This window comes from Pseudomonas sp. NFACC10-1, assembly GCF_900119195.1.
Taxonomy (GTDB): Bacteria; Pseudomonadota; Gammaproteobacteria; order Pseudomonadales; family Pseudomonadaceae; genus Aquipseudomonas; species Aquipseudomonas cerasi.
In genome coordinates this window covers 367,685-384,431 of the sequence record NZ_FPJB01000003.1, presented here as the reverse complement: position 1 = coordinate 384,431, position 16,747 = coordinate 367,685, and the positions used below count along the sequence as shown (strand labels likewise).

General features: G+C 60.3%; 15 protein-coding genes. 10 read left to right on the top strand and 5 right to left on the bottom strand.

The window, feature by feature from the left end:
• Positions 1–60: 60 nt before the first annotated feature.
• The 3 genes from BT119_RS10425 to BT119_RS10415 all read right to left on the bottom strand — a co-directional run bounded on the left by BT119_RS10425 (position 61) and on the right by BT119_RS10415 (position 3,196).
• Positions 61–450 carry a type III secretion system chaperone gene (locus BT119_RS10425; protein WP_003433480.1) on the bottom strand — a complete coding sequence of 130 codons (390 nt, stop codon included), beginning with the start codon at positions 448–450 and terminating at the stop codon, positions 61–63.
• A gap of 98 nt (positions 451–548) precedes the next feature.
• Positions 549–2,705, bottom strand: a complete 2,157-nt coding sequence (locus tag BT119_RS10420; RefSeq protein WP_072365603.1) for a restriction endonuclease — start codon at positions 2,703–2,705, stop codon at positions 549–551.
• Complete coding sequence (locus tag BT119_RS10415; RefSeq protein ID WP_032609531.1) at positions 2,702–3,196, bottom strand: CesT family type III secretion system chaperone; 495 nt, start codon at positions 3,194–3,196, stop codon at positions 2,702–2,704. Before BT119_RS10415 ends, BT119_RS10420 begins: the two co-directional genes overlap by 4 nt.
• A gap of 304 nt (positions 3,197–3,500) precedes the next feature.
• Here BT119_RS10415 and BT119_RS10410 point away from each other — a divergent pair, with 304 nt between their 5' ends.
• Positions 3,501–4,799, top strand: a complete 1,299-nt coding sequence (locus BT119_RS10410; RefSeq protein ID WP_003365182.1) for a pectate lyase — start codon at positions 3,501–3,503, stop codon at positions 4,797–4,799.
• Between the two features lie 83 nt (positions 4,800–4,882).
• Here BT119_RS10410 and BT119_RS10405 read toward each other — a convergent pair whose 3' ends face one another.
• Positions 4,883–6,334, bottom strand: a complete 1,452-nt coding sequence (locus tag BT119_RS10405) for a type III effector (RefSeq protein WP_072365601.1) — start codon at positions 6,332–6,334, stop codon at positions 4,883–4,885.
• 342 nt (positions 6,335–6,676) lie between these two features.
• On the opposite strand from BT119_RS10405, the gene BT119_RS10400 reads away from it, so the two are divergent.
• Entirely contained in the window at positions 6,677–7,621 is a 945-nt protein-coding gene (locus BT119_RS10400; RefSeq protein WP_003433484.1) for a bestrophin family protein, read from the top strand.
• Positions 7,622–7,708: 87 nt separating this feature from the next.
• Here BT119_RS10400 and BT119_RS10395 read toward each other — a convergent pair whose 3' ends face one another.
• Positions 7,709–8,626, bottom strand: a complete 918-nt coding sequence (locus BT119_RS10395) for a LysR substrate-binding domain-containing protein (RefSeq protein ID WP_072365599.1) — start codon at positions 8,624–8,626, stop codon at positions 7,709–7,711.
• A 188-nt stretch (positions 8,627–8,814) separates the two neighbouring features.
• Between BT119_RS10395 and BT119_RS10390 the strand changes: the two genes are divergently transcribed.
• From BT119_RS10390 to BT119_RS10355, 8 genes are all read left to right on the top strand, one after another.
• Positions 8,815–9,564, top strand: coding sequence for an SDR family NAD(P)-dependent oxidoreductase (locus BT119_RS10390; RefSeq protein ID WP_072365597.1), 750 nt, complete (start codon positions 8,815–8,817; stop codon positions 9,562–9,564).
• A 100-nt stretch (positions 9,565–9,664) separates the two neighbouring features.
• The gene (locus tag BT119_RS10385) at positions 9,665–10,966 is read left to right on the top strand and encodes an MFS transporter (protein ID WP_024662124.1); all 1,302 of its coding nucleotides are present in this window, start codon (positions 9,665–9,667) and stop codon (positions 10,964–10,966) included.
• 18 nt (positions 10,967–10,984) lie between these two features.
• The gene (locus tag BT119_RS10380) at positions 10,985–11,833 is read left to right on the top strand and encodes a transketolase (RefSeq protein WP_072365596.1); all 849 of its coding nucleotides are present in this window, start codon (positions 10,985–10,987) and stop codon (positions 11,831–11,833) included.
• The gene (locus BT119_RS10375; protein ID WP_058397431.1) at positions 11,830–12,849 is read left to right on the top strand and encodes a transketolase family protein; all 1,020 of its coding nucleotides are present in this window, start codon (positions 11,830–11,832) and stop codon (positions 12,847–12,849) included. The genes BT119_RS10380 and BT119_RS10375 overlap by 4 nt, the downstream gene beginning before the upstream one ends.
• Positions 12,850–12,897: 48 nt before the next feature.
• Positions 12,898–13,851 carry an alpha/beta hydrolase gene (locus BT119_RS10370; RefSeq protein ID WP_072365594.1) on the top strand — a complete coding sequence of 318 codons (954 nt, stop codon included), beginning with the start codon at positions 12,898–12,900 and terminating at the stop codon, positions 13,849–13,851.
• A 143-nt stretch (positions 13,852–13,994) separates the two neighbouring features.
• Positions 13,995–14,528 carry a P-loop nucleotide/nucleoside kinase family protein gene (locus BT119_RS10365; RefSeq protein WP_072365592.1) on the top strand — a complete coding sequence of 178 codons (534 nt, stop codon included), beginning with the start codon at positions 13,995–13,997 and terminating at the stop codon, positions 14,526–14,528.
• 156 nt (positions 14,529–14,684) lie between these two features.
• The gene (locus BT119_RS10360; protein WP_072365590.1) at positions 14,685–16,430 is read left to right on the top strand and encodes an OPT family oligopeptide transporter; all 1,746 of its coding nucleotides are present in this window, start codon (positions 14,685–14,687) and stop codon (positions 16,428–16,430) included.
• 63 nt (positions 16,431–16,493) lie between these two features.
• Positions 16,494–16,655 (top strand): DUF2986 domain-containing protein, encoded by a 162-nt coding sequence (locus tag BT119_RS10355; RefSeq protein WP_072365788.1) that lies wholly within the window; start codon positions 16,494–16,496, stop codon positions 16,653–16,655.
• The last annotated feature ends 92 nt before the right edge of the window (positions 16,656–16,747 follow it).

Below are 16,747 nucleotides of genomic sequence, written 5' to 3'. Positions count from 1 at the left end.
AGCTGAAACAACGCAAAAGCGCCGCATGGAAGCGGCGCTTTTGCGTGCACACCCGTCTGCTCAGGCGTGCAGAAATGCGCGAGCTTCGCGTGCCTGAGCAATAAAGCCACGCGTCACGTCGCAAAAGGCTGGCTCATCGAGCGACACCAGCTCACGTTGCGCACACAGGCGTACATCGCCCTGATCGACGGCAAACCAGCAACCGTGCAAACGGGCGACATCGAAGTTCAGGCTCAACAAATGCTGCAAATCGGCAGTGCGTTCAGGGCAGCGCCCGACGCGGCAATGAAAGATGACCATTTCACTGTGCTCGGGCAGCTCGATGACGGCGGCTTCGTTGTCCTGGCCGTCATACAGCGCGCATACCCCGTTCTGCCAGGTAAGCGAAGTGCCAAGCTGGGTACCCAGCGCAGTGATGAAACGGGAAAACTCATGTTGCGAGGTATTCATCGTCATAGTCCTTTAAGAAAAGCCTGAGCTGACCAGGCAGTGAGTGGCTGCCTGGCGCTGTCGGTTCCAAAAGAAAGGCTCAGCCCTGGTTGCTTTCGTCAGCGTCGGCGCCCCTCCTCCATCGCCGTCAGTTCGACAGCAGCGGCGTCATCAACTGCTGGCGATGATGTTTCCGCTGGTTTGAGTGCATCGCGCAACGAGGACACGCCGCTTGCTACGCCGTCTTCCACGACACGCACCGTATCGACCACCACCTGGGTCGGTAATTGCAGCGCACCCCTGGCCATGTGATAGGCGTTTTCAACGGCTCTGGGGACACCACCCAGGGTATCCGGCTGGAACGTATGCGGCAGTGAAGCTCTGTCCGGATGGCGAATAGTGTTCCAGGCGCTTTCAGTACGCGGCAGCATCGGCACTGCGCCGCCCATGCCCGCCTCTTTCAAGGCCTTGGCCTCGGCCGTAACCGACTGGTTGGCATACAGGGTCGACAGGTAAGACACCGAACCGGTTGCCGCCAGCGCCATGTTGCGCAGGATATTACCCGCGCTGAGCGTGCCGGATGTACCTTCGGGCTGGACTGCCACCGGTGGTAGCGCGCCGTTCAGCGCTGCGCTCTGCACACCTGAAACAGCCTTGCTGTAGAACGCGGTGCGTACCGCCGGCTCGCGAAGGTCCAGGCCTTTGGCCAAGTCCTTGCCCAGGTCGGCATTGGCGCGGTCCGGGGTGAAGACCGGGATCTTGCGTCCGCGCGGATCGACATAGGTCGAGTTCAGCTGTGCAATGGTCTGGGTGGTGGCTGATATGGCCCCGGCGATCCCGGAGGTCACCGCTCTGGCCGACAGGGTCTGGCCATTGAGCAGATTGAAATCATTCAGCATCTGGCGTACCGCCTGCCCGCCACCAAAGGCACCGTAGGGGATCATCTCACCCAGTGGGTGGGTGGACGAAACCTGAACCTTTTTCTGATTCAAAACCGCTCGCTCGCTTTCGACGAAGGCTTTGTCCTCAGCGGCTTCTTCAGGTGTTTTTCTGACCAGTGCGCCGTTGTCGTTCTTCAACTCAAAAGGGTCGGGAATCACCGAGTCGGTATCAATCCCCTTGAGCGGTACCATATTCAGCCGCTCATTGAGGCCGGTTTTCTGAAACCCGGCCTGCACGACCGGCTTCAACAGATTGGTAATGCCCTCATGAGCCACGCCGGCAGTCAGTCCTACGGCCAGGGCCCTCTTCATGCTGGCGTCGGCGCTCTTTCCGGGAACGGCATCTTTCATCGCGTCACCGGTGGCCGTACGGATATACCCCAGGTGGAGCATGGACACCATAAACTGCGGCACCGCTGCCGCGACGATCGGACCGACCCCCTTCCAGCCGCCGACCGAGTTGCGATCAACGTTCAGCTTGTCGATCAGAGCATCCATTTGCGTGTGAGCGACAACGGCATTCAGCCGCTTGGCTTCAGGCGATTTGCAGAAGTCGGCGTGCAAGTCGCTCAGCATCGCTCTGGCCGTTTCCAGCGCCTGTCTATCCATCAGCAGACCCGGTCTGCTGCCCTCATTGGCGCCCTCCAATTGACTGTCCAGTGCGGCGATGCGTTCATCCAGCACCGCGAGACTGTGGTTCAACCCCGCTTCGATGGACTTACTCGCCCGACCGGCGTATTCGCCCAGCGCCGCCTGACTGACCGCCAGCGTGTTGCGGTCGCGCAGCCCTCCGGGGCCGAATCCATCAGCCGTCGCGTCGTGCATGAGCTGGAAGTGTTCCAGCTGGTCTGCGAGCGACTGGGCAAAGCCCTTGATCAGTTGCTCGGTCTCGGCCTTGCCTGGCACATGCCCTGGCTCAGCGAATCGTCCGAGCGTTTGCTGCAAGTCGGAGCCATGAAACTGTTTCAACTCATAACGCTCAGGCGCCAACCGGGCGGCCATGACTTCGAAGGGCAGCTTTTCAGACTGCAACAAACTGCCGATCAGCAGGGCCGCGTTAGAGCTGATAGTCGGTGTGGAAGTGCCTTGTACGGTGGGCTGTTCGGCACGAAACTTCTGCAAAATCGGCAGATGTCGCGGCGCGACTGGCAGGCGAGCGGCGCCGGCCGCCGAGCTTTCCGGCGCCTGCGCGGCCGACTGGCTGGCGGTCAGCGGCGGGTTGCTGCCCGGGCTTACCGCGTGTGGATGAGCCTGGGCGACAGCGGCAGCTGGCTGCGGCTGGTTCGCCTGGACGATCTCGGTACTGCCTGATCCGCCGACTCGTGTGCCGATCATTGGAACCTCCCGGCGCTCGCAGGATTATCACGCATGGTTGCCTTGGAAGCGGGCATATTGAGCGGGGCACCCGCAGTGCCCACCGGTCCCATGAAACCGTGTTCGCGCCACTCTCTGGCCAGGTCGGCAAAGGACTTCATCAACAACAGCACGCCCTCGGCTGTCGCTCGTTCAAGGCCTATCGATCCCATCAGCAGCACTCGGCCGGTCTGGGCATTCCAGGAGAAAGCCGGGCTGTGGGCACCCGAAAACATATGAAAGTTGATGTCCATCAACGCCAGCAATGCGCTGTCGCGATTGCGCGCGGGCAACGCGCCCATATCCCCGTAGATCAGAATCGCACGCCCCTCGTCGCGATCCTGATAGTGAAGTGTGAAGTCGACGTCGCTGATTTTGAAATTGGCTGACTCGTAAAAACGTTCGGGTTCGGAGATCAGGCTGAGCGCGCAAATCTCATTTATAAGCGTTTGATACTCATCATTTTTGTTCATTTCACGGCCTCTGAGTGCGATGTGGGTCCACACCATTTTTTTGCTGGCGTGCGCGCACTGAGTCGGAGGGCAAGGTGTTTTGGTTCCTTGGGGCGAGTCTGCCTCTCCAGACACGTACATCGGGATCATCGCCAGTCAACGCACACAAACGGGAACCCGTCCCACCGTGTTGCCACTCACTTCGGGCAACGCCAAGGCAGAGTCCTCATCGACCTATAGAGCCCGACAAGGACGCGGCGATCAACGCCGGTAAATCCGGAAGACGACGCTGGTTCATATGTCCATCCCATCGAGGTAAAGCACCATGAGCATCGGTATCAACTCCTCCACCACCTACCAACCCGCTTCAACCCAGTTGGACTTCTCGGCGCTGAGCGGCAAGAGCCCACAGACCAATACGTTCAACGATGAGAGCACTGCACAGGCCGTCGACCCGAGTGCCCTGCTGTTCGACACTGCCAGCCAGAAAGACGTCAGTTTCGGAAAGCCCGACAATACGGTTCAAAGCCCCACCGACAGCAGTGCTGCAACTGACCCGCAGTCCAACGTCGTCAAGCTGCTCAGCGCGCTCGTCACATCGCTGCTGCAAATGCTCATGAACCTCAATAAAAAACAGGACACGGGTCAGGACTCCAACGAGTGGCAAGACCCGTTTCAGAACAATGGCGGACTCGGTACGCCATCGACCGAAGGCGGTGGCGGTGGCGGTGGTACTGAGGCGGCTTCAGGCGGTGACGACGGCGGCGGCGGTACAACGGCAGCGTCGGGTGGTGGCGATGGTGGCGGTACATCCCCAACCACTGAAGGTGACGGCGGCGGTAGTTATGCGTCGACTGGCGCAGACGGCAGCGGCACGCCTTCGACCGAGGACGGAACCGGTGGCGGTGGCGGTGGTAGCGTAACGCCTCAAGTCACCCCACAACTGGCCAATCCCGGCCGCAGCTCGGGCAACGGCACGGTTTCGGATACAACGGGCTCTCTTGAGCAATCCGGCGAGGTCAATGTCGAGAAAGACACCATCGAAGTCGGTCCTGGCCAGGTGTATGACGGCCACGGTGCAACCTTTACCGCCGACAAGTCGATGGGCACCGGCGACCAGGACGAACATCAGAAACCCCTGTTCGAACTGGCCGAAGGCGCTGTGCTGAAAAACGTGAACTTGGGTGAGAACGAAGCCGACGGCATCCACGTGAATGCCAAGAACTCGGAGCAGGTCACCATTGATAACGTGCACGCCCAGAACGTCGGTGAAGACATGATCACGGTCAAGGGCGAAGGAGGCGCAAAGGTCACCAACCTGAACATCACTAACAGCAGCGCCAACGGTGCCGATGACAAGGTCATTCAGCTCAACGCTGATACCCACCTGAAAGTCGACGGTTTCAAAGCCACCGATTTCGGTACCCTGGTCCGCACCAATGGCGGCAAGCAGTTTGATGACATGAGTGTCGAGCTCAATGGCGTGGACGCCACCCATGGCAAGTTCGCACTCGTCAAAAGCGACAGCGATAACCTGAAGCTGGCCACTGGCGACATCGCCATGAGCGACGTCAAGCACGCCTATGACAAGACCAAGGCGTCTACCCAGCACACCGAGCTTTGATACGACGCATACATGAGGAACAAGCAAAGGGGCGCATTCCGTAGAGGGCGCCCCTTTCCTTTACCGGCTATGGTTGGAGACGCTTATGAGCGCCCTGGCTGAAACGGCACCGCGCTCGGTGAACCCGCTGCAATGCCACCCTCTTCTATGTCCGGCTCACGAGCATTGCGACGACGTAATGTGTCACGCAGGGATGCCCCCGTCGCAGCAATCGCCTCACTACTCGCGTCGATGCCCGCCCTGGCCAGCTTGACAGTCTGATCGGCTACATAGCTGGTCGAACTCGACGCCGCCGATTTAACCGTATCCTGCAAGAACGACTCGGCCTTTTTCACTGCGGGATCGGTTGCGACTGCGGCCGTGGTCCAGGCTGCGAACACACCTGCCGAGCCGGCCATATTGGTCAGTTGGCTGACCGCCGCCTTGGTGGCCGGGTCAGTGATATTTTTGGTCGCCATCTCCTGCAATTTGCCCACGCCGGCAAAGCCGCCCGCCAGGGCCAGCCCGTTTTGCGCAAGACCGGTGGCCGACACCAGGCTTCTCACCGCTTTCAGGCCGTCGGTGGCGACGTCAAGCGGCAGACCCGCCATCCGCTTGCCAGCGTTCAGCGCCGCGCCGGCGTAGCTGGCTGACTTGATCGCATTGTAGGCCTCAAGCCAGTCGGTTTCTTCACTCAAGTCTGCCTTGGGTTCCTTGTCCTTGATGCCAAGCACGAATGCACCGCCGCGCAGGTGATCACGCGCCTGCACACTGAGCATCCGATTGCCGAACCCCGCGTTGGCCGCCAGGCCACCTGCCGCCGACACGCTGATGTCGACCGCACCCTGCACGGCGGGTCTGGATGCCAGTGCTGGCGCCAGCACGGTACGCACCGCATTACGCGCACTGTAAGTCTGAACGGCAATGCCCAGATCGACCGCCTGACGCATGACACCCGGCGAATGACGCTTCACGGAAGCAGCCATCGCATCATGCAGTTTCTCAGGCGAGGTACTCAGGTAGTGCAGGTCGCCCGTGGCGCGATTCATGACCGTAGTGCCCACCTGATCCATGACACCGGACAGCGCTCCGGATACAAATGGCGTCAGGGGTTTGAGCGGCGTCGGCAGCCAGTCGCCCTTGTTGATGGCAGGCTGCATGTACTGCAACACCGACGCAGCGGCAAACGGCGTGGCACGTAGCGCGGTCGAAGCGGTGGTTGCCATCCTGTCGAACTTCTCCGCCTTGGCGAAGGTTTCGCCAATGCTGGCAGGCGTTTCGCCCTCGTCCAGCAAGCGTCTGGCGCGAGTATCGATGATGTTGTCGATCTGCTCGTTATGCGCATGAACAGCGTCCTGATCGACGGCCGACTCACTCAACGGCAGTTTGTGCGCAGCGAACACATGATCTTTCAGGTAATCGGTAATGGCTTGCAGATTGGTCTGCTCGGCACTGCTGAGCTCGCGTACGGAACTGGAGGCAGACGATTCCGATGCGGAATAAAAGCGCTCCAGCTCGATGCTGGGGTGCGGGCTGCCGGTTCGGTTGATGTTCATGGAAACTCCCTCTCTATTGCGTAAGTTGCGTAGCAACGCGACGAGACGGGTCTGGCCGGACGACTTGCTTGTGAACAGGCAAGGCAATGGGGCGTCGGTCCGAGAGTGATAGGAATTGCAAACGTCCGGGTGCCCGTCAGCGAAGAGGACCGACAAGGCTGTGTGGTCGCAACTGTGCCGGGGGTTCCAGCTGTCGGCATGGGCCGCCATGGTCAAGACAGGCGTGACTGTTTCGCCACCATGGAGAATTAAGCGAGCTTTAAGCCTCGGTCAGTAAGTTTGCAGCGTGGCGTGTTGATTGACCGCGCCAAACCTCTTCCAACCCAGCAAAGGAGTGCCGCAATGTCTGGTCCTTTTGAAAAAAAATGGCGGTGCATCAGCAGAACGGTCACCTACGTTGGCTGGTCACTGTTCTGGCTTCTGCTCTGGGACGTGGCCGTGACCATGGACTTCATGTTGGTCCAGGGTGCTGGGATAGATCTCCCGCTGATGCCGCTTACGCTGTTGTGCTCGGCGCTTATCGTGCTGATCAGCTTTCGCAATTCCAGCGCCTACAACCGCTGGTGGGAGGCACGCACGTTATGGGGCGCGATGGTCAACAGCTCGCGCAGCTATGGCCGCCAGGTACTGACCTTGATTGAAGGCAATGCCAACGAGCGCGGCAACCCGGTGAAAGAAGTGCTGTTCAATCGTCACGTGGCTTACCTGCGGGCACTGCGCGCTCATTTGAAAGGCGATGTCAGCAAAGCGAAACTTGAAGGGCTGTTATCGGATTCCGAGATTCAGCGCGCAAAAGAGAGCAACAACTTTCCCAATGACATCCTCAATGGCTCGGCGGCCATGATCTCCGAAGAGTTTGTCGGGGGTCGAATCGACAGCATCCGCTTGGCGCGACTGGAGTCGACCATGGTCGAACTGTCCAACTGCCAGGGCGGGATGGAACGCATCGCCAATACGCCGCTGCCCTACCCGTATGTCTATTTCCCCAGACTGTTCAGTACCCTGTTCTGCATCATCATGCCGCTGAGCATGGTGACCACTCTGGGCTGGTTCACCCCGGCGATATCCACGGTGGTCGGCTGCATGCTGCTGGCAATGGACCGCATCGGCACTGACCTGCAAGCCCCGTTCGGCGCCAGCCAGCACCGGATCCGCATGGAAGACCTGTGCAACACCATCGAAAAGAACCTGCGCTCGATGTTTGATGCACCGGCAAGGCAAAGTCTGGTGATTGACGCGCAAGATCAGCAGGGCAGCGCCTGGCAACCGCATCGGCTGGTCGTTTAGAAGCGCTTGACTGGCGTGCCGATGTTCAACGTTGGCACGCCACCCGGGACATTGAGCATCCCATTGCCAGACCAAAGACAGCACGGTTCAAAACACAAATCCCTGCCCCAGTTCGCCTTCCATCCATTCCAGAAATCGCCTGACTCTGGAGAAGCTGGAGTGCGCCTTGGGGAATACCAGATGGTGCGCGGCGACCGGTGCAGTCAGGGCTTGAGGGGCAACTTCGATCAACTCACCCGTGGCCAGGTATTTTTGCGCCAGCAACGTACTTTCCAAGGCAAATCCCAGCCCGTGGCTGGCCGCTTCGAGCGTCATGTATGAGCGGTCGAAACTCAGCGCGTAGGGCTTTTCCGGACGAGCCAGACCATGCCGGGCAAACCATTCAGGCCATTTCAGCAGTGTGGCCTCGGAGAGAATCAGTTCGCGGTCGAGCAAGCCAGCGGCGCTCTCCACCGGACGTCGCGCCAATAGCTGCGGAGACGCCAGCACAGCGAATTTCTCGTCACGCAAGGTGCGCACTTCATAACTCGGCCAGTTCGGCCTGCCATGCCGGATATCGACGTCGATCTTGTCCCTGCTGAAATGCAGCGACTCGTAAGAACACGACAGGTTGATCTGAATGTCCGGATGGCTTACGCGAAAGGCTTCCAGCCTGGGCATCAGCCACAGCAGCCCGAAACTGGGCGCAGAATGCAGACGCAGGCAATCGAGGCTGACATCGCTGGCGGCACGCTCGGTGGCGACGGCGAGGCTGTGCAGCACCCCGGAGACATCTTTCAGATACTGCTCACCGACCGGCGTCAGGGTCACACCACGGGCGGCCCGAACGAACAACTGCCGGCCAATCAAGGCCTCCAGTCGAGCCAGTTGGTGACTGACCGCCGACGGCGTCAGATCCAGTACTTCGGCGGCTCTTGCCAGGTTGCCAAAGCGCGCCGTCTGCTCGAAAGCCTGAAGCGCTTTCAGCGGTGGCAGGCTCAGCGGTGCATCGTCATCAGGCCGCATGGATGCTCCGATGTGTCCGATTATTCGAGTTTCGTTCATTCAACCACTCGCCTGTCGAATTGACGAGAGGTGAATTTTTTTCAGCATCCAGTGATTTTTGCGGCATTGCTCAGGATCGGCACCGGGAACACTCTGAAGTCATCGATCACCCGAATCGAACCCAATAACAATAATCAGAGGTAACCCTCATGCTACTTCAAGGCAAAATTGCAGTGATCACCGGCGCGGCGTCGGAACGCGGTATCGGTCGCGCAACCGCGATCACCTTCGCCAACCACGGCGCACGCGTGGTGATTATCGATCTCGACGAGTCCGCAGCACGCGATGCCGCCGCCGCACTGGGCGAAGGTCATCTCGGCCTGGCGGCCAACGTCGCCGACGAACGTCAGGTTCACGAGGCCGTCAGCAAAATTATCGCGCGCTATGGTCGCATCGACATTCTGGTGAATAACGCCGGTATCACACAACCCATCAAGACCCTGGACATCCGCCCTTCCGATTACGACAAGGTGCTCGACGTCAGCCTGCGCGGCACCTTGCTCATGTCGCAAGCGGTGATCCCGACCATGCGCGCCCAGTCCTCGGGCAGTATCGTGTGCATGTCTTCGGTTTCCGCCCAGCGCGGCGGCGGTATTTTCGGCGGGCCTCACTACAGCGCAGCGAAAGCCGGCGTGCTGGGCCTTGGCAAGGCAATGGCGCGGGAATTCGGCCCCGATCAGGTGCGTGTCAACTCCATCGCTCCCGGCCTGATTCATACCGATATCACCGGCGGTCTGATGCAGGATGAGCGACGCCACGCGATCATCGACGGCATTCCCTTGGGCCGCCTGGGCGCAGCGCAGGACGTGGCCAATGCCGCGCTGTTTCTGGCCAGCGACCTGTCGTCCTACCTCACCGGTATCACGCTGGATGTGAACGGCGGCATGCTGATTCACTGACCGCGAGTGGACGGGCTGGCAAACAGCCTGTGTTTGTTCTGGATCGACGATACGCCAGGCGGTTGCCTGGCGATCTATAAAAACAAGAGATCAGACCATCATGATAACCACCATGACCCTCGACGCGGTGTCGACCACGCGCGCCAATGCCTACCGCAAGACCGCCTGGCGACTGATGCCGTTCCTGATGCTGTGCTACCTGTGCGCGTACCTGGATCGGGTCAATGTCGGCTTCGCCAAGCTGCAGATGATGAACGACCTGGCCTTCAGCGAAACCGTCTACGGGCTGGGTGCAGGCATGTTTTTCATCGGCTATTTCCTCTGTGAGGTGCCCAGCAACCTGATCCTTCACCGGGTCGGTGCCAGACGCTGGATCGCCCGCATCATGATCTCCTGGGGGATTATTTCCGCGCTCTTCGCCTTGGTCGAAACTGCCTGGCAGTTCTACGCCCTGCGCTTTCTGCTCGGGGTGGCGGAAGCCGGTCTGGCACCCGGTCTGCTGCTGTACCTAACGTACTGGTTCCCCTCTTATCGCCGCGCGCGCATGACCGTGCTGTGGTTCATCGCCATCCCGCTGTCCGGCATGATCGGCGGCCCGCTGTCGGGCTACATCATGACCCGCTTCGCAGGCGTTCATGGCTGGGCCGGCTGGCAATGGATGTTCGTCCTCGAAGCGATCCCGACGGTGATCGTCGGCTTGCTGGTGCTGAGCTACCTCAAAGATGGCGTGCATCAGGCGACATGGTTGTCCGCTGAAGAAAAGGAACTGGTCAACAAGGAGCTGCAAGAGGACAACAGCCAGAAAGTGGTACACGCGTCGGTAGGCGCCTTCATTCGCGACAAGCGTCTGTGGCTGCTGGCGTGCATCTACTTCTGCGTGGTGATGGGCCAGTACGCAATCACCTTCTGGCTGCCGACGCTGATTCGCAATGCAGGCGTTTCCGACCCGCTGCATATCGGCCTGATGACCAGCCTTCCCTACCTGTGCGCAATCGTCGTGATGCTGTTGATGGGGCGCAGCGGCGACAAGCATCGAGAACGCCGCTGGCACCTGGTCGGGCCGATGATCGCAGGCGCGCTCGGGCTGAGCCTGGCAGCGCTGTTCGGCGGCAATCTGCTGCTCTCGGTGCTCAGCCTGTGCCTCGCCGCAGCAGGCATTCTCTCGGCATCGTCGCTGTTCTGGATGCTGCCCACCACCCTGCTGGGCGGGGTATCGGCGGCCGCCGGGATCGCCGGAATCAACAGCTTCGCCAATCTCGCGGGCTTCTGTTCGCCCTACCTGATCGGCTGGATCACCACCACGACCGGCTCAAGCGCCATTGGCATGTACCTGATTACCGGCGTGCTGTTCATCGGCGCCTATCTGGTGCTGCGCATCCCTGCCGCCTCGGTCAATCGTTGAGTCAACGGAGTAATCACCATGACAGCCACTACTTTACCTGCGCCTTCCACTTCGCTGGCGCAGCGTGCTCATAACATTCGTCGACACGCATTACGCATGGGCCAGGTTCAGGGCCAGGGTTATGTCGGACAGGCGCTGGGCGCTGCGGACCTGCTCGCCGTGTCCTATTTTCACGCGCTGAACCATCGCCCTGAAGACCCTGAATGGGAACAGCGTGACCGCTTTTATCTGTCGATCGGCCACTACGCCATTGCGCTGTACGCGGCATTGATAGAGGCGGAAATCGTCCCGCTCGATGAACTGGAAACCTACGGCTCGGATGACAGCCGTCTGCCTATGTCCGGTATGGCGACTTACACCCCCGGAATGGAAATAACCGGCGGTTCGCTGGGTCATGGTCTGGGCATTGCCGTAGGGGCCTGTCTGGGTTTGAAACGCAAGAACTCGCGTTCTTTCGTCTACAACCTGCTGTCGGACGGCGAGCTGAACGAAGGCTCCACCTGGGAAGCGGCCATGTCCGCCTCGCACTGGAAGCTGGACAACCTGATCGCGATCATCGATGTGAACAACCAACAGGCCGATGGTCACTCCAGTGAGGTACTGGCGTTCGAACCCATTGTCGAGCGCTGGCAGGCGTTTGGCTGGTTTACCCAACGGGTCGACGGCAACGATCTGGACGCGCTCGTCGCCGCCTTCGACAACGCGCGCCAGCACGACGGCGCGCAGCCCAGGGTCATCATCTGCGACACCAAAATGGGCAAGGGCGTGGCGTTTCTGGAAACCCGTGAAAAGACCCACTTCATCCGCGTGGATGAGCACGAATGGGACATCGCACTGAATAACCTCGATGAGGGGAAAACCATATGAGTTCTGCCAATCACACACCGGCTCCGTCCGTTGCCACGAAGAAAAAACTGACCACCTCGGCGATGATCGCGTCTATCGCGTCCGAGGGTCAGGCCACTCGCCCGGCTCCGTTCGGCCATGCATTGGCGGCGCTTGCGGAGCAACGTCAGGACATCGTCGGGCTGTCGGCTGACTTGTCGAAATACACCGACCTGCACATCTTCGCCAAAGCGCACCCTGAACGTTTCTACCAAATGGGCATGGCCGAACAGTTGCTGATGAGCGCGGCTGCGGGCATGGCTCGGGAAGGCTTCGTACCGTTTGCGACCACTTATGCGGTGTTCGCCTCGCGTCGCGCTTACGACTTCATCTGCATGGCGATTGCCGAAGATAACCTCAACGTCAAAATCGTCTGCGGTCTGCCGGGCCTGACCACCGGTTACGGGCCGAGCCATCAGGCCACCGACGACCTGGCGATCTTTCGCGCCATGCCCAATCTGATGATCGTCGACCCCTGTGATGCACTGGAAATAGAACAGGCGGTCCCTGCGATCGCAGCGCATCAAGGCCCGGTTTACATGCGATTGCTGCGCGGTAACGTGCCCTTGGTGCTGGACGAATACGGTTACACATTCGAGATCGGCAAAGCCAAGACACTGCGCACTGGCAACGACGTGCTGATCATTGCCACCGGCCTGATGACCATGCGTGCACTGGAAGCGGCCAAGCAGCTGCAGGCTGACGGTATCGACGTGGCAGTGTTGCACGTACCGACCATCAAACCGCTGGACGAACAGACCCTACTCGCTGAAGCCAGAAAGCCGGGCCGGCTGGTGGTGACGGCCGAAAACCATTCGGTCATTGGCGGGCTGGGCGAAGCAGTGGCGACGGTGCTGCTGCGCAATGGCGTGACGCCCACGTTCAGGCAGATCGCCCTGCCGGACGCTTTTCTCGACGCTGGCGCGCTGCCTACACTGCATGACCGTTATGGCATTTCCACGCCCGCCGTCTGTACGCAAATCAAGGCGTGGCTTTAAGCACTGACAGGCGCAGGGGCTTATCTCCCTGCGCCTCGGGAGCACGTATTGAACGCCGATGAATTACTGGACCCGGCCTATCGTTGGTTCATGGACGAGCCGTCGAGCAACTGGACGCTGCACACCCTTGCCGACATCAGGGCTCGCGTCAGCGCCTCATGGGCAACCGCCGCCACAAAGCGCGGCGAGCAACACTGGACCTCCTCCGATTCGGACAACGGCGTCAGGTTATGTCTTTATCGTCCGGACCTTTCGCTCTCTCACTCTGGACTCCCCGTCATCCTGTATATCCACGGGGGCGGCTTTGTACTGGGCAGCCCGGAGATGGCCGATGACTACCTCGCAACGCTGGCCGTCGAGCTCCAGGCAATCGTCATTGCCGTCGACTACCGGCTTGCACCCGAGCATCCATTCCCGATCCCGCTGGAGGACTGTTACGCAGCGCTGGAGTGGATATTGAGCAACGGGCTGACGCAGGGCATGGACACCCGCAACCTGGTGATCATGGGTCACAGCGCCGGCGGCGGGCTTGCTGCCGCGCTCGCCCTGCTGGCAAGAAACAGAGGTCTGCGGACCATCGCCGGCCTGGTGCTGATCTACCCGATGCTGGATCACCGTACAGGCACACCCGACACTCCGTCAGCCAACCCGACTACCGGCACTTTCAGCTGGTCGCGTCAGGCCAATCATTTTTGCTGGGAATGCCTGCGCGGTGCCTACGCACTGGACGATGATCGCCAAGCCCTGTTCTCGCCCGCACTGACCACCGACCTGAGCGATCTGCCGCCCACTTTCATCTGCGTTGGCGCACTCGATCTCTTTCTGGAAGAGGACCTGGCATTCGCGCTGACCCTGTCGCGCTCTGGGGTGCCGGTGGAATTGCATGTCTACCCAGGCGTGCCGCATATGTTCGATCAGTTGCCAGGCGAGCAGACAGCGCAGGCTACGCAAGATATTGCCCGGGTCGTGCGCAGGATGATCGCAGCAGGGTTATGCGACTAGAATGACGCGCATGTTGCGGTGACGATCGCGAGTGCCATTTCAATGATGCGCTGAATGTGCTTGGCTGAGAGGCTCCCGCAGGGTCACGGCCTCGCCTCTGCTCAGGAATGCACACCTTACGACTGGAAAAGGGACACGCCTTGATGCTCGCCACGAAACTTCACCTGCTGTGCGGCAAGATCGCATCCGGTAAATCGACACTGGCAAAATCAATCGCGACCGAGCATTCAGCGATCCTGCTCAGTGAAGATCAATGGCTCTCTCGGCTCTACCCTGACGAGATCAAATCAGTGGCGGACTACGTGCGTCTGGCCCATCGGATTCGCGACATCATCGGCCCTCTGGTCATCGACATGCTGAAGTCCGGTATGTGCGTGGTTCTGGATTTCCCAGCCAATACGCTTGCCGACCGCCAATGGCTTCGCAGCCTGGCTGAAGACGCTCAGGTTAAGCATCGACTGCACTATCTCGATGTGGAAGATGATATTTGCCTTGCCAGACTGCATGCTCGCAACGAAACAGCAGAGCATGACTTTGCGGCTACAGATGCGGAGTTCAGGCTGATCACGCGCTACTTCCAGACTCCACACACTGACGAGGGGCTGGATATCCTGGTTCACCGCCTGTCATTCATCAGAGGGCGCGTGGCGACGTCCTTCCAAGAGTCTGATTTCTGATGCTCCCGCAACAGGCACCCTGCGTAGCCGGTCGGCAAAGATCGGGACAAACGGATGCCTTAACGCCACTCCACAACGAAGCCTGCCATATGAACCTTCGGCCGATATGGCGCTCACTTTATAGGTTGCCTTGTCTCATTGCCGAAAGGAATTCGCATGCTTTCGACCTCACCATCGAACCCTCTTGCCAGCCCTGTCGAGCGTGAGCTCAGTCTGCGCGCGGTGATTACCGGGGTTGTGCTCGGTATCCTGTTGACGCCTTCCAATGTGTACGCCGGGTTGAAGATCGGCTGGTCGTTCAACATGTCAATCATTGCGCTGTTGATCGGTTATGCGATCTGGCAAGGGCTGTCGAAGCGCGCCTCCGGGCAGCTGCCGTGGACGCTGCATGAGAGCAACATCAATCAGACGGTCGCCTCGGCCGCTGCGTCGATCATTTCTGGCGGGCTGGTCGCGCCGATTCCGGCTTATACCTTGCTGACAGGCCAGCAATTGGACGCCATCCCGATGATCGCCTGGGTCTTTTCGGTGAGCTTTCTGGGGATCTGGATTGCCTGGTATTTGCGGCCGTCACTGCTCAATGACACATCGCTGAAGTTTCCCGAAGGCATGGCCACTCTGGAAACCCTCCTGCACATCTACAATCACGGCCGTGAAGCTGCGACGCGCCTCAAGGTGCTGCTCAGTACCGCGTTGCTGTCGGCGCTGGCCAAGTGGATCGACACGTTCGTATGGGCGTTCCCGCGCTGGTCGCCGAGCGCTCAGTTGGAGCGCCTGACCTTTACCGCGGACCCTTCGCTGTTGCTGGTGGGGTTCGGGGCGATTATCGGTATTCGCGTCGGCTTGACCCTGCTGATCGGTGCCGTGCTGGCCTGGGGTGGCCTGGCGCCGTGGCTGCTGGAACAGGGGCTGGTGACGTTGCCGTCCGACAGCAGCGGCCCGCAGTTCGCCGCGCTGGTGGAATGGTTGCTGTGGCCGGGCGTGAGCCTGATGGTCTGTTCGACGCTGGCTTCGCTGGCTATCCGCCTGTGGACACTGCACGCGTCTACCAAAGCCAGCGGCGGGACGCCCTGGTCAATGCCCAAGCCCGGGCCGGCCGCCGGTTTTGCGCTGGCGATCCTGTTGGTGGTCAGCCTGCAGGCGCTGTTGTTCGGTATCAATCTGTGGATGGCATTGCTGACCATTCCTCTGGCGATCTGCCTGGCGGCCGTGGCGGCTCGTGTGGTCGGTGCCACGGGTATCCCGCCCATCGGCGCAATCGGGCAGTTATCGCAACTGAGCTTCGGTATCGTCGCGCCCGGTCAGGTGCCGATCAACCTGATGAGCGCCAACACCGCAGGCGGTTCAGCCGGGCAATGCACCGATTTGATGAACGACTTCAAGGTAGGCCGGGCGATTGGCGCCACGCCGCGCAAACAACTGATCGCCCAGACACTGGGGATTTTCGTCGGCAGTATCGTCGGGGTCCTGGCTTATATGGCGCTGATCCCGGACCCGCAATCGATGCTGCTCACCGAGGAGTGGCCAGCCCCGGCGGTGGCGACCTGGAAGGCTGTGGCGCAGACCCTGACGCACGGTCTGGATTCGCTGTCGGCAAGCATCCGCTGGGCGATTTTCATCGGCGGTCTGGCCGGCTTGCTGCTGGGCATCCTCGACAGCACACTACCTGCGTATCGCGCCCGGTACTTGCCCAGCGCCGCAGCCCTGGGCCTGGCCTTCGTGCTGCCCGCCTCGGTGTCGTTGATGATGGCGCTCGGTGCGGTGCTCACTTGGCTGGTGAACTGTCGCTGGCCATCACTTACCGAACGCTTCGCCATCACCGCGGCGGCAGGCCTGATTGCCGGCGAGAGCGTTACCGGCGTCGGTGCGTCGTTGTGGCAAATGGTTCAGAACGGCGGGTAGTCGCATGCATGGTGCGACAGGCAAACTGCTATGATTCGCGCCTGTGCAAGCGAGTTGAAGAATATGAATCGTCGCAAGAAAATCCAGCAGTTGCTGAAAGCTCATGCCAAAAAAGCCAGCGCCAAACTGGCCCCGCAGAGCAAGGCCAAATACATCAGCAAGGCCGACCGCGTGAAGCTGGCGGCCGAAGCGGATCAGGAATCCAACAGCCAGTCCGAAGGCTGACCCGCCACGTGAGCACCATCGTGCGACGCAGAGCGTCGAGACCTGCATTCCCACGCTGGAGCGTGCGGAACGATCATCGCAACTATCGTGCG